The sequence below is a fragment of the uncultured Hymenobacter sp. genome (assembly GCF_964242765.1).
Classification (GTDB): domain Bacteria; phylum Bacteroidota; class Bacteroidia; order Cytophagales; family Hymenobacteraceae; genus Hymenobacter.
The window spans coordinates 21,591-34,654 of record NZ_CAXTBM010000057.1 but is presented as its reverse complement, the minus strand read 5'-3'; the positions used below and the strand labels follow the sequence as shown (position 1 = coordinate 34,654).

10 protein-coding genes are annotated in these 13,064 nt (G+C 56.9%); all 10 read right to left on the bottom strand.

Annotated features, from left to right (window positions below):
• On the bottom strand, positions 1-396 hold a 396-nt coding region (locus ACFE7X_RS19790), incomplete at its 3' end, for a hypothetical protein (protein ID WP_375437420.1).
• 80 nt (positions 397-476) lie between these two features.
• On the bottom strand, positions 477-1,370 hold the full coding sequence (locus tag ACFE7X_RS19785; RefSeq protein WP_375437419.1) for an aldo/keto reductase: 894 nt from the start codon (positions 1,368-1,370) through the stop codon (positions 477-479).
• A 96-nt stretch (positions 1,371-1,466) separates the two neighbouring features.
• Positions 1,467-2,537: a bifunctional transcriptional activator/DNA repair enzyme AdaA gene (locus ACFE7X_RS19780; RefSeq protein ID WP_375437418.1), complete on the bottom strand. Its 1,071-nt coding sequence runs from the start codon at positions 2,535-2,537 to the stop codon at positions 1,467-1,469.
• A complete protein-coding gene (locus ACFE7X_RS19775) occupies positions 2,537-3,331 on the bottom strand; it encodes an isocitrate lyase/phosphoenolpyruvate mutase family protein (RefSeq protein WP_375437417.1) in 795 nt (264 codons plus the stop codon). The genes ACFE7X_RS19780 and ACFE7X_RS19775 overlap by 1 nt, the downstream gene beginning before the upstream one ends.
• A gap of 144 nt (positions 3,332-3,475) precedes the next feature.
• A complete protein-coding gene (locus ACFE7X_RS19770) occupies positions 3,476-4,366 on the bottom strand; it encodes a hypothetical protein (protein ID WP_375437416.1) in 891 nt (296 codons plus the stop codon).
• Positions 4,367-4,557: 191 nt separating this feature from the next.
• Positions 4,558-5,334 (bottom strand): DUF1349 domain-containing protein, encoded by a 777-nt coding sequence (locus ACFE7X_RS19765; RefSeq protein ID WP_375437415.1) that lies wholly within the window; start codon positions 5,332-5,334, stop codon positions 4,558-4,560.
• A gap of 136 nt (positions 5,335-5,470) precedes the next feature.
• Positions 5,471-7,300 (bottom strand): peptidoglycan D,D-transpeptidase FtsI family protein, encoded by a 1,830-nt coding sequence (locus ACFE7X_RS19760; protein WP_375437414.1) that lies wholly within the window; start codon positions 7,298-7,300, stop codon positions 5,471-5,473.
• Between the two features lie 222 nt (positions 7,301-7,522).
• Positions 7,523-8,626: an alpha/beta fold hydrolase gene (locus ACFE7X_RS19755; RefSeq protein ID WP_375437413.1), complete on the bottom strand. Its 1,104-nt coding sequence runs from the start codon at positions 8,624-8,626 to the stop codon at positions 7,523-7,525.
• A 251-nt stretch (positions 8,627-8,877) separates the two neighbouring features.
• Positions 8,878-9,468 carry a hypothetical protein gene (locus ACFE7X_RS19750; protein ID WP_375437412.1) on the bottom strand — a complete coding sequence of 197 codons (591 nt, stop codon included), beginning with the start codon at positions 9,466-9,468 and terminating at the stop codon, positions 8,878-8,880.
• Positions 9,469-9,547: 79 nt separating this feature from the next.
• The gene (locus tag ACFE7X_RS19745) at positions 9,548-13,036 is read right to left on the bottom strand and encodes a methylmalonyl-CoA mutase family protein (RefSeq protein ID WP_375437411.1); all 3,489 of its coding nucleotides are present in this window, start codon (positions 13,034-13,036) and stop codon (positions 9,548-9,550) included.
• Between the last annotated feature and the right edge of the window lie 28 nt (positions 13,037-13,064).

Sequence of the window (13,064 nt, the reverse complement as noted above, 5' to 3'; positions counted from 1 at the left end):
GTCCACTACTGGGCGGTAAGCGGCGCGGCCGGTTAGCTTTTCCTCTTTCGGATCATACGTGAACGTCATGGACCCTTCGCACCAGAAGTAGCCGGGCAGGCGGCCCGTTTCGTTGAGCTTGCGCACGTGTTCGAGGCGCAACCCGTTTGCCATACGGGCGCCCTGCACCTGAAACGTAACCGACCGGTTTGGTTGTCCGCCGACTTCCTGATAAAGCACTCCCATTAAGTCGGTGCCTTTGATTTTCTGCAACCGCAGCACCGCCGGCCACACTTCGTCTGGCTCGCCCGCATCCGTTTCCACTCCCTGCCATACGCCCGTCAGGGATTGGGCTTGCACGGGTCCTGCCAGCAGCAGCGCCACCATGCCATACCAAAAACTGCGTTTCAGTTTCATCTTGCCAAGTAAACCTGTGTTTGCTGGATAGAGTCGGAGGAAGCGAGCGTAAGTTGCTTCCTGCCAACAGCGGCTTTTTATTACCCCAGATACGCCATATCCTCTTCACTCAACTTGATATCGGCTGCTTTTAGGTTTTCCCGCAAGTGCGCCAGTGAGGAAGTGCCCGGAATAGGCAGTATCCAGGGCGACTTGTGCAGTAGCCAGGCCAGGTTGATTTGGGCTTCCGACGCCGTGTGCTTTCGGGCTATTTCGGTGATTTTAGAATCAGCTTTGGGCAGCGAGTTCAGCAACGAGAAATAGGGAATAAGTGGAATGCCGTGTTGCGCGCAAAGGTCCAGCACTTCCTCGCCGCCCCGGCTTTCGCCGTGCGGTGTTTGCAAAGTGGTGCGCTGGCCGTAGCCGTACATATTTTCCACGGTGGCAATGGCGCCCATCTTCAAGCCAGCTTCCACCTCTTCACGGCTCACGTTGCTCAAACCAACATGCAGAATTTTTCCTTCTTGTTGCATCTCAAACATGGCTCCCAACGACTCGGCAAACGGTACTTGGCTGTGGGCCATAGTGCGGAAATGCACCAGCTGGATCTGGTCTTGCTTGAGGGTGCGCAAGTTGTTGTCGATGCTGGTGCGCATGTTTTCGGGCGTGTTGTAGGGCACCCAGCTTTTGTCGGGCTGGCGGGTGGCGCCCACCTTCGTGCAGATAACCAAATCCTGCGGGTACGGATGCAAGGCTTCCATAATCAGGCGGTTGGTTACGTCTTCGCCGTAGTAGTCGGCGGTATCCAGGAAGTTCACGCCCAGCGCCACCGCCGTTCTTAGAATCTCTAGCGCTTCGGGGCGGTTGGCAGGCTCGCCCCACACCCCCGGGCCAGGCAGGCGCATGGTGCCGTAGCCAAGGCGGGAAACAGTGAGGGGTTGGGCGGAATGTTGAGCGATAGTAACGGTCATGGGTAGTTGGGTGTTGTGGCGCATATAATTCGGGATAGATACGCAAAGCCCGAAAGTTATGCCACCCCGTACGCTAACGACCGGGCATTGGCCCGGCCGGTTCAATGGGGCTGTTACGCTTTAGGTGGTAGATAGGGCCGGCTGTTGCTCCAGTTCTAGCAGCCACTTTTTCCGCCACAACCCGCCCGCGTAGCCCGTGAGGTGCCCGTCGGCCCCAATTACGCGGTGGCAGGGCACGAGAATGGCCACCCGGTTCATGCCATTGGCTGAGGCTACCGCCCGCACGGCACTGGGCCGCCCCAGCGCCACGGCCTGCTGCCCATACGAGCGGGTCGTGCCGTATGGAATCTGACCTAGTTCCTGCCACACGGCTTGTTGGAAAACAGTGCCAGGCGTGAATAAGGGTACCGAAAATTCGCGGCGGCTACCCGCAAAGTATTCCGCTAGCTGTTCTCTTAGTAGCTGAAAATGCGGGTTGTCGCTCTGCACGATTGTGGCGTTAAGCCGACGGGCCAGGTCTTTCAGCTCGGTTTCCAGCATGCGGCGGTCCGTGAATTCAAGCAGGCAGATGCCCTGCTCCGTGCCACAGGCCAGCATGGTGCCCAACGGCGTTTCGAGCCGGGTAAGGTTGATGATCTGCTGCTGTCGGCTCTGAGTGGGTGCCACCCCAAACACCGCCTTAAACGACTCCTGGAACCCACTCAATGATTCGTAGCCGCTGTCGAAGGCGGCGGCCGTCACGGTTTCGCCGCTTTGTAGTTTCTTGAAGGCCCTATTGATGCGGTTGAGTCGTTGGTAGGCTTGGAAGGTGATGCCGTGCTGGCGCAGAAACCAGCGGCGCACCGTGGCGGGCTCCAGGCCCAACTGGCGCAAATCGTAATCGGTGATTTTGACGGCGGGCAACTCACTAAGCTGCTGCAATAGCCCGTGGATAAAGGCCGGAGTGGTGTCGCGCGCCGTAAGCGGGGTGCACACTTTGCAAGGGCGGTACCCGTGGAGGAGGGCGTCCTTGGTGGTCGGGAAGAACTCTACGTTCTCGGGCTTGGGCTTGCGGGCCGTGCAGGTGGGCCGGCAGAAAATGCCGGTGGTTTTCACCGCCGCCACAAAGCGGCCTTCATAGGCTACATCTTTGGCTACCAACGCCTGGTAGCATTCGGCCGCAGTTGGGGCTAACAATTCGGTGGGGTGCATCAGGCGAATAAAGAAGTGAAAGCTTGCTCTTGCTGGATTTGCTGGCCAAGCTGCAACTGCCGTGCGGCCAAGGCTTCAAACAGGAAATTGCCCATGCTGATGCGCCGGACGCCCGCTGCGGTCAAGGCCGCAAAATCGGCGAGGGTGGATAGCGCCATCACGTTCACCGGCAGGCGCGAAGCCCGGCAAATGTCGCGGGTTTCGGCTAGGTCGGTCAAGCCCGGTACAAAAAGGCCGTCGGCGCCTGCTGCTTCGTAGAGATGCAGCCGTTGTAGCGTGGCGGCCAGCGGGTTTTCAGCGCCCAGCAGGTAGGTATCGGTGCGCACATTCAAGAACACCTCTACCTGCTGTTCATCGCACAAGCGGCGGATAGTACGGATCGTTTCGCTGAAAGCTTCGGGTTCTTGTTGTTTTCGGCTGACGTTGTCACTCACCGAATCTTCCAGATTTATTCCTGCTACTCCCAGCACTGCTAGCTCCTGAATATGGCGAGTTATTTCAGCTGGGTCGCGGCTGTAGCCACCTTCCAGATCTACGGATACGGGCAGGGCGGTGCTGGCACAAATGCGGCTCACTACGTACCGCAGCTCGGCGAAAGGTAGTTGCTCGCCATCGGCATAGCCCAACATGCTGGCCATGGCCGCGCTGGAAGTACCCACGGCCGCGAAACCTAAAGTCTGACTAGCCGCTGCGCTTCGGGCATCCCAGATGGTAGAGAGCAGCAGCGGCGCCGACTGATAATGAAGCTGCTTGAAGTGTTGATAGGAGGTGGCATCCATAGCTTTTTTAGGCAAAGGAAACCCAAGCAGAAAGGGGCCGCAACCGCTAAATGGACAAGCATTTTTTAGTTGGATTTTGTCCTTGTAGTCATGGCATCAGCAAAACGACCCGCTCTTCATGAGAACGGGTCGAATTTGTGCTAATAGATAGAATGTATTCTACCGCGATATATCTTTAGCAAAAGATTTCATATCCTTTTCAGTGAGATAGGGAGCATCAAAACTATTCCTGAACTTACCTAGGCAAACAAAGTTTGCTTCTGGCATGGTGAATATTATAGGAGCGAACAAGCCCCCGCCAGCCCAACAAAGGCGCAAAAAAGCATTCGTCGGGGAGGCTTCACGAACAGCTAACTCGAATTCTTCCCGAGAAACAAACTTGCAGGCTAGTGGGAATATGGCTTTGATTTGAGCATCAGTCAGGTCAGCAGTCCGGGCATCTCGGCAGGCAATTACAGTTAACGCTTTAACTTTTTCTTTGTTTTCAAATACTGCGCCCTTTTCCTGTGCAACGTTAGCTGCTCTTTTAATGCAATAAGCAACGTCGCTATCATATAGTGTTTCGCCACCAACAGGTTCCTTATGTAAAGTGAATTCGATTTGTTTTACTATCACTTTGAGTTGGAATCCGAGGTATCCCTTTGAGTAACCCGCATACTTCATCGTTGTTGGAAGTACGGTTACTTGTTCCTTCTCAAATTCAAGCACGTTTAATTGGCCTGTATTAGTAGCCTTTAATGTTTCCAACTGTTCTGGCGTTATAAACTCTACAGATGGCGAAAGAGTCCATGCTTTTCCAGCCATTCGTTGCAGTGCTCCATTAACCGTCGCTATTGATTCTTTATAGGCTTGCAGCTGCGCGGGATCTTTGGCAAACCTTTTCAGCATTTTAGGCTCTTCCTGCGGCAAAATCACCAATAAAGGCTGGCTTTTAAGACGCTGCATTTCCAACGGTTTGTCACGATTCATTTCCGCTATACTGCGAGAGAATTGAGCAAACGTGGGAGAAACGCATAGCAAACAGAAAAAGAGAAGGTAAGTCTTTTGCATTGTATTTTATTGATATGATAGAATATGGCAAATATATACAACCAGCGTGAGTTTAGCACAGCGTAACTCGTGCCCGCACATGCCGGGAGGCAGTGCTTCCCCCGCCCGAATGATAATACCACCTAAGTTCAACCTAATAACACGGTTCTAAATTGCCGCTGGCGCGTCAGTGGAGGTACAACGGGGGCACGCTAGTTGCCCAGGCGAAAATCCGTCACGCTGTTTTGCGTCAGGCTAACTTCCTCGAAATAACTCACGGTGCCCGTATCAACGGGGCACTGCGCACTCACGCCCATCCAGATTTGGGCGGGGTAATCATTCTTATACAGCCGGACCAATTGCCAGTTCTTGTTGTCGAGCGAATAGTAGCTAGCGACTGTGCGCGTGTCCGATGAGATTTTCATGTACGCCGAAGGAGATTTCACCACGTCGTGGTTGTTATCGTCGGAGGTGCCGATGGTGCGCACCGAGACAATCCGGTGGTTGCCGCGTTCATCTTGCTCGAAGCAGTGCTTTTGCCAGCGCATATCATTTACATAAATATAAAGCACTCCGGCATTGTAGAGGCCTTTTTCGGTGAAGCCAGGGATGACTTTCGATACCAAAGTGAAGGGCTTGGTATTATCTACTTCAGCCAGCAGGATGGGGGCCGTGTTGTTGGACAGCTTATTATCATTGGGGTCGCAGAAAAAATCTTTCTTTTCGCCGACCCGAAAGGTCATCCTACCCTTGGCATCCACCTTCGTCAAGGTATCGGCCCCGTTGACTGCCTTGGTGAAGTGGATGTTGGCCAGCTTGATGTCGCACGGCTTGCCACTGACACGGGCGGTGTCCTCTGCTATTGCGCTCAAGGTAGCAGGGGCGGAAGCAGCATTCGTGGCCGAAGCATCGGGCGTTTTATTGTCCGCGCAGCTTCCGAGCAGAAGCAGGCCCAGCATCGCCGAGAGAAAAGAAGGGTTGTGTTCCATGTACGCTAGTTAGCGAAAAAGATGAGCTGTCCGGCGCGGTATTGGCTTGCCGCCAGCACGGCAGCAGAGGCCCACCGACCACCTAAAAATCAGGTATGGGTTTAGTGCCGTCTAACTTGCGCCAGGAAGGGCACGCTTAATACCCGTTTTCAGCACGATGCTGAATCCGCTTTTCCCAGCGTTTACGGCGCGGGGCAATACTGCCGCGCAGGTATTTCTCCATCACCAGTACGGCGCAGGGTGCGGCAGCCGTGGCCCCAAAACCCGCATTTTCGATGTACACCGCCACGGCTATCTTGGGGTTGTTGGCTGGGGCGAAGCCCACGAAAGCAGCGTGGTCGTCGCCTTCGTCGTTTTCTACGGTACCAGTTTTGCCCGCTACCGTAATGCCCACATCGGCCAGGCTGGAAGCGTCGGCGGTGCCGCCGCGCTGCATCACGGCCACCATGCCCGGCACCAGCGCGGCGAAGTGGACGCTGTCGATGAGGGTGCGGTGCTTTTCGGTGAAGCGCGGCAGCGGCCCGCTTTTCCCAACGCTACGCACTAGGTGGGGGGGGTAGTACCAGCCGCGGTTGGCAATGATGGCCGCCATATTGGCCATTTGCAAGCCGGTGAGGTTGATTTCGCCCTGCCCGATGCTGAGCGAGTAAATAGAACGGTACGTCCAGTTAGGCGTGCGGCGCGCCTTGTCGTAATACGCCGCGGTGGGCAGAAAGCCAGGGGCTTCGCGCGGCATGTCCACACCCAGCACCGAGTCTAGCCCAAACGACCGAACGTAGCGGCGCCAGAGGGTCAGGTTGTTGTGGCGGGCGGCCACCGTGTCTACGGCTAAACTGTCGGGCATGCGGGTGATGAGATTTTGCATTACCTGGTAGAAGTAGGGGTTGCAGCTGTACTTTAAACCCAGGGTTAGGTTCTTAGCCGGCCGGTGGCTGTGCACGCAGCTAACCAACGACTGGTCGCAGCGGAATGCGGTGGTGGGGCTAATGGCGCCCAGCTGCAACGCCACGGCGGCATTCACCAGCTTAAACACCGAGCCGGGCGGATTGGCCAGCATGGCCGGTCGGTTCAGTAGCGGCATGTCTTCGCTTTCCAGCAGCTTGGCGCGCACCCCGGCCTGGTCGGGCGCGGTGATGGTAGCCGGCTGGTATACGGGTGCTGACACTGCGCACAGGATTTCCCCGGTGCGCGGGTCCAAAGCCACAAGGTAACCCTTGCGGCCGCCCAGCAGCTTTTCGGCGTAGGCTTGCAGCTTCACGTCGATGGTCAGGTGCAGGTCCTGGCCTTGCTGGAAGGTGGTGTCCTTCGCCCAGGTGCCGTGCTCTTGTCCTTTAGCATCCACTAAAGGATGCAGGTAGCCGTGGCGGCCGTTGAGCAGGCCATTGTAGTAGGTTTCGACCCCGCCGCTACGCAGTCGGTAGAAGCGGCCGCGCCGGTAGCGCTTGGCCTGGCGGTAGAATGCCTGCGCCTCCGCGCTCCTGTAGCCCAGCACGGGGGCGCCCGCGCCGGTGGTATAAACCCGGCGGGTGCGCTCTGTTAGGGTTAGGTTGGGCACCGAGGTGCTACTATCCTGGCGCACCCGCTTGGCTTCGGCCGCGGTGAGACTGAGCTGAACCGGAAAGCCGGCCGGCGCTTCTTCGTAGGGTAAGGCATCGGCAATGCGTCGCCGGACGGTCAGGGAGTCCCAACCTAATAGCTCACCCAAAGCCAGGGTGTCGAGCGGGGGCCGGCGCGGCAGCTTCAGCAGGTATTGCAGGCGGGTGTCCACCAGCACCGAGTCGTGCCGGTCGAGCACGCGGCCCCGTATGAGCGAGTCGTTTACCACCACGCGGCGCCGCGTGTAAACCTCACCCGTGGTGGGGTCCTGAGTCGGGATGCCGGTCTGCTGGTCTGGTGATGAGCAGGCGGCCAGCACCAAAAACACCAGTAGTAGACTCTTTCCCCACCTATTGAAAGCCGTGCGCATGGAGTAAAGCTAGACAATTGGCGGCTGGAAGACGCGGGGGCTCTTCAGCGAACCCAGGTATGTCTTCCAGCCGCCAATTATGCTACGCACCGGGTATATCGGTGTAAAGGGCGCGTATTTACGTCTCCTTGCTGGTGGGGTTGATGCTTCGTCGAAAGTTGATTAGTTTGTTTCATATGGCACGTTCCCAGTTGTTCAACAACAAGACGCAAATAGGCGTCTTTATTTGGCCAAGGGCCGCACCTCATTTACTAAGGTGAGCAGCAGCTTGCCGGGTTCTTCCATCGGCAGCAGGTGCGCAGAGTTTTCAAACCAGATGCCTTTTTTCAGCGGAGCTTTCACCTGCGCCAGCCAGGCGGCCGTGGGCTCCGAGGGCGTGGTGTAGTCGTGGCGACCCATCAGCATGAATACGGGAATGGGAAACGACTTCACTGGTTTGAAATCAACGTGCAGAAATTCCGGCAGAATGCGACCCAGCGTAAACAAACTGCCCTGGTCGATGGCCCGTACCTCGGCCGCCGTGTAGGCCGGGGAGAGCAGCGGGGCGTTGAAATAGTACATCGAGTTGCTACGGTACGCCGACAGGCCCCCGTAATACTGCGGCCACTTACGGGCAATAATGATTCGCTCCCGCGTGATGGGCTGGTTGCCAGGATAGGGCGAAATGGAGCGCAACTCCCGCAGCGCTACCTCGTTTTTCTGCTTGGTGGCCTCGCGCAGGGCATACGCAACGCTCAGTTGCTCGTTGTCCTGGGAGTTGATGACCTGCCCCATGCCCACGTAGGCATAAAACAAATCGGGGCGCTTGAGGGCGGCGTGCATGCTCACGATGGTGCCCCAGCTGTGGCCCATCAGGATAACCTTCTGCTTGCTGTACTTGTGGCAAATGAACTCGGCCAGCGCAATGGCATCCTGCACGTACTGCTCCACCCGGATGGTACCACCCAGGCCAGTGGTATCGTTCGTGGCGTAGGTTTTGCCGGCGGCGCGCTGGTCGTACTGCACCACGGTGAAATATTCCTCCAGGGGTCGCTGAAACGTCCACGCCAGCGGGGCCATCGGCGAAGCTGGTCCGCCGTGCACAAACAGGATGATGGGGTTGCGCTTGTCCTGCCCCCGCACATACACCCATTGCCGCACGCCGCCCACCGGCACGGCATACGACTCCTGCACGCCGTTGGGAGCTACAATTGTATCCCGATCCGCCACTATCTTCCGGGCTTTGGCATATGGGTCCGACGCGCCGCTGCCCTGGCCGAAAGCGGCAACTCCGCTCAGCAGCCCAATCAGATACACGAAGCCCCCAAGCAAAATGGATAATCTCATACAATGCGAATAACGGTAAAGCCCGCAGGCAGTTGGTATCGTTGAAGCGCAAGATGAAGCCAGTGCGGAAAGAGTTGCCCGATAACAGCCGCGCCGCCCGGATTGCCACACTAGGGCGCGGCGCTGGGTTGCCGCTAGTGTGGCAATAGGTGTACAACCTCCACCTCATGTTTAGGCACGAGTTATAGTTCCGCCTAAACTCGCGCCAGTCTGTAGTTTAGATAAGCATATGTTATGCAAAACACTAAGAATTATTGACCCATAATAAGTTGTCCTAAGTCAAGCAAGAGTGAACCTACACCTGCGACGTTGGAAGCCTGCTCAATTAGCTGCTTTAAAGCAAACTTAGGCTTACGCCCAGAATCTACTGCATTTTCAACTTCTTCAATACATTCGAGAATATCTGCTTTCTGATTGTTGGTGATATCATTATTAGTGCTGATGCGCTTCTTTAATTCACTGATCTTATTCTTAATCTCGCCATGACTAGTAATCTGTATGTTCGTGCTAGTAGAGGCAGATACGATATTAGCGTTGGGGCTATTTGTGATACTAAGGTTGTACTGGTTGGTAACGATAGCATGACCTTTATATGCGTAGGAATCCTCTTCGCAGTATTCAATACCGTGGCTAGTAAGAGTCGCATAAATGCCTGCCGATATACGTTGGCATACGACGTATCCATCTTTCTCCAATCTATCTGCAATTGCATATAACTCATCTCTTGACTTAAGCGGGATATTCTTGGCCTCGCATATTTGATTTAGCATTTGATCCTTTTTATCGGATCCTCGGTCGTAAAGCTCACGAAGGATAGCATCTAGCTTTTCGGCGTGTTTCATATAGTAGTTTGTTATGAAGCATAAAACGGGTGCTACCTCAGCAAGGTGGCACCCGTTTTCATTCAGCCAAACTGGCCTTCTACATATTCCGTCGATACTGTCCGCCGACTTCAAACAACGCATTTGTGATCTGGCCGAGGGAGCAGAACTTCACGGTTTCCATTAGCTCCTCGAAGAGGTTGCCGTTGGCAATGGCTACTTGTTGCAGCTGCTTTAGGCGCTGCTCGGCAGTGCCTTGGTTGCGGGCGTGCAGGTTCTGGAGCATCGTAATTTGATACTGCTTTTCCTCTTCCGTCGCGCGGATTACCTCGGCCGGGACAACCGTGGGCGAGCCTTTCGAGGAAAGGAAGGTGTTCACGCCGATGATGGGGTACTCGCCGGTGTGTTTCAGCATTTCGTAGTGCATGCTTTCCTCCTGAATCTTGCCGCGCTGGTACATGGTTTCCATCGCGCCGAGCACGCCGCCGCGCTCCGTAATCCGGTCAAATTCCATCAGCACGGCTTCTTCCACCAGGTCGGTTAGCTCCTCGATGATGAAGGAGCCCTGCAGCGGGTTTTCGTTTTTGGCCAAGCCCAGCTCCCGGTTAATGATGAGCTGGATGGCCATGGCCCGGCGCACCGATTCCTCGGTGGGCGTGGTGATGGCCTCGTCGTAGGCGTTGGTATGCAGGGAGTTGCAGTTGTCGTAGATGGCGTAGAGGGCCTGCAACGTGGTGCGGATGTCGTTGAAGTCAATTTCCTGCGCGTGTAGGCTCCGGCCGCTGGTCTGGATGTGGTACTTCAACATCTGCGAGCGGGCGTTGGCACCGTACTTCAGCTTCATGGCCTTGGCCCAGATGCGGCGCGCCACGCGGCCAATTACGGCGTACTCCGGGTCGATGCCGTTGGAAAAGAAGAACGACAGATTGGGCGCGAAGTCGTTCACGTCCATGCCCCGGCTCACGTAGTACTCCACAAACGTGAAGCCGTTGCTGAGCGTGAGGGCCAGCTGCGTGAGCGGGTTAGCACCGGCCTCGGCAATGTGGTAGCCCGAAATCGACACCGAGTAGAAGTTGCGAACCTTCTCCTTGATGAAGTATTCCTGCACGTCGCCCATCAGGCGCAAGGCAAACTCGGTGCTGAAGATGCAGGTGTTCTGCGCCTGGTCTTCCTTCAGGATGTCGGCCTGCACGGTGCCGCGCACCTGGCTGAGCGTGCGCGCCTTGATGGTAGCGTACACGTCGGCGGGCAGCACCTGGTCGCCGGTTACGCCGAGCAGCATCAGGCCGAGGCCGTCGTTGCCGGCCGGTAGCTCGCCCTGGTAGCTTGGGCGTACCAAGCCTTTATCTTGGTAAAGCTGGTTGATCTTCGCTTCAACTTCCGCCTCCAGGCCTTGCTCCTTAATATAGTGCTCGCACTGCTGGTCGATGGCGGCGTTCATGAAGAAAGCGGCTAGCTGCGCGGCCGGGCCGTTGATGGTCATCGACACCGAGGTGCTCGGGTTGGCGAGGTTGAAGCCGGAATACAACTTCTTGGCGTCGTCGAGGCAGGCGATGCTTACCCCGGCGTTACCGATTTTGCCGTAGATGTCGGGCCGGTGGTCCGGGTCCTCACCGTAGAGCGTCACCGAGTCGAAGGCCGTGCTCAGGCGCTTGGCCGGCAAGCCCGCCGACACGTAGTGGAAGCGGCGGTTGGTGCGCTCGGGGCCGCCTTCGCCCGCAAACATGCGGGTGGGGTCTTCGCCTTCGCGTTTGAAAGGGAACACGCCGGCGGTGTAGGGGAATTCGCCGGGCACGTTTTCCTGGAGCTGCCAGCGCAGCAAGTCGCCCCACGCCGTGTAGCGGGGGAGGCTGACCTTCGGAATCTGCTGGTTGGAGAGGCTGGTGGTGTGCGTCTGGATGCGGATTTCCTTGTCGCGTACCTTGAACACAAACTCCGGCGCTTTGTAGGCGGCTACTTTTTGCGGCCAGGCCTCCAGAAGTTTCCAGTTCTGTCCGTCCAGCCGAAGCTTGACCTCTTCGAAGGTGCTCTCCAGGCCGGCCACGAGTGCTGCTGGTGCGACTCCGTGGCTGCCGTTCCCAGCGCCAGATCCTCCAGATTGCTGCTGTCCGAAGTTGGCTCCGAGGCTTTCAACGGCTCCGATGGCTTCCCGGATTCCGAAGAGCTGCTGGGCCACTGCCGATTGTTTATCAACCCACTGGTCATATTGATGGATGGTTTCGGTGATTTCGGAAAGGTACCGCGTGCGGTGCGGCGGAATGATGTAAATCTTCTCGGAGTCCTCCTTCGAGGTTTCGAGCTGTGAGGCGAAGGGCACGCCGGTTTTCTGTTCTACGGTAGCGAGCAGCGCCCGGTACAGCCGGTTCATGCCGGGGTCGTTGAACTGCGAGGCGATGGTACCAAACACGGGCATGTCGTCCAGCGGCTTGTCCCACAGGCCGTGGTTGCGCTGGTACTGCTTGCGCACGTCGCGCAGCGCATCCAGCGCCCCGCGCTTGTCGAACTTGTTGAGGGCAATAACATCGGCGAAATCGAGCATGTCGATTTTCTCTAGCTGCGTGGCCGCGCCGTACTCGGGCGTCATCACATAGAGGCTAGCGTCGGAATGCTCGATGATTTCGGTATCAGACTGGCCGATGCCGGAGGTTTCCAGGATAATCAGGTCGAAGTCGGCGGCGCGCACCACGTCCACTGCGTCCTGCACGTACTTGCTCAGCGCAAGGTTGCTCTGGCGCGTAGCGAGGCTGCGCATGTACACCCGCGGCGAGTTGATGGCATTCATCCGAATACGGTCGCCTAAAAGGGCGCCGCCGGTTTTGCGCTTGCTCGGGTCCACGGATATAATGGCAATGGTCTTCTCGGGGAAGTCCATCAGGAAGCGCCGTACCAGCTCATCCACCAACGACGACTTACCTGCGCCACCCGTACCGGTGATGCCCAGAATAGGCGCTTTCTTGCTTTCGGTAGGAGTGGAGTCGATACGCTGATCGGCCTCGCCTTCGGATTTCTGGAACTCGGAAATCAGCTGGCCTTTCACCCGCTCGAACTCCTGCGGGAAGTTCTCGGCGGCCGAAATCAGGCGGCCGATGCTGCGGGCGTCTTTCTCTTTTACGTGGCCGGCTTCGCCGTTCAGGTTCTTGCCGGTCGGGAAATCAGCGCGTTCCAGCAAATCGTTGATCATGCCCTGTAACCCCATGGCGCGGCCATCGTCGGGGGAGTAGATGCGGGTGATGCCATGCTTTTGCAACTCCTCGATTTCGGAGGGCAAAATCACGCCGCCACCGCCGCCGAAGATCTTAATGTGACCCGCGCCGCGCTCCTGAAGCAGGTCGTACATGTACTTGAAGTACTCGTTGTGGCCGCCTTGGTAGGAGGTAATGGCAATGGCCTGCGCATCTTCCTGAATGGCGCAATCCACGATTTCCTGCACCGAGCGGTTGTGGCCCAGGTGAATAACTTCGGCGCCACTGCTCTGGATAATGCGGCGCATGATGTTGATGGCGGCGTCGTGCCCATCAAAGAGGGCCGCCGCCGTCACGATACGAACGTGGTTTATAGGCTTATACGGAGCTACGGGAGCTGCTTGCATCGCGGGTGGGAATTGGGTGGAATTTGGG

What these genes read in the sequence shown, in the direction of transcription:
- ACFE7X_RS19785 (WP_375437419.1), bottom strand. Translation starts at nt 1,370, where the DNA reads ATGCGCCACAACACCCAACTACCCATGACCGTTACTATCGCTCAACAT.
- ACFE7X_RS19780 (WP_375437418.1), bottom strand. Translation starts at nt 2,537, where the DNA reads ATGCACCCCACCGAATTGTTAGCCCCAACTGCGGCCGAATGCTACCAG.
- ACFE7X_RS19770 (WP_375437416.1), bottom strand. Translation starts at nt 4,366, where the DNA reads ATGCAAAAGACTTACCTTCTCTTTTTCTGTTTGCTATGCGTTTCTCCC.
- ACFE7X_RS19765 (WP_375437415.1), bottom strand. Translation starts at nt 5,334, where the DNA reads ATGGAACACAACCCTTCTTTTCTCTCGGCGATGCTGGGCCTGCTTCTG.
- ACFE7X_RS19760 (WP_375437414.1), bottom strand. Translation starts at nt 7,300, where the DNA reads ATGCGCACGGCTTTCAATAGGTGGGGAAAGAGTCTACTACTGGTGTTT.
- ACFE7X_RS19755 (WP_375437413.1), bottom strand. Translation starts at nt 8,626, where the DNA reads ATGAGATTATCCATTTTGCTTGGGGGCTTCGTGTATCTGATTGGGCTG.
- ACFE7X_RS19750 (WP_375437412.1), bottom strand. Translation starts at nt 9,468, where the DNA reads ATGAAACACGCCGAAAAGCTAGATGCTATCCTTCGTGAGCTTTACGAC.
- ACFE7X_RS19745 (WP_375437411.1), bottom strand. Translation starts at nt 13,036, where the DNA reads ATGCAAGCAGCTCCCGTAGCTCCGTATAAGCCTATAAACCACGTTCGT.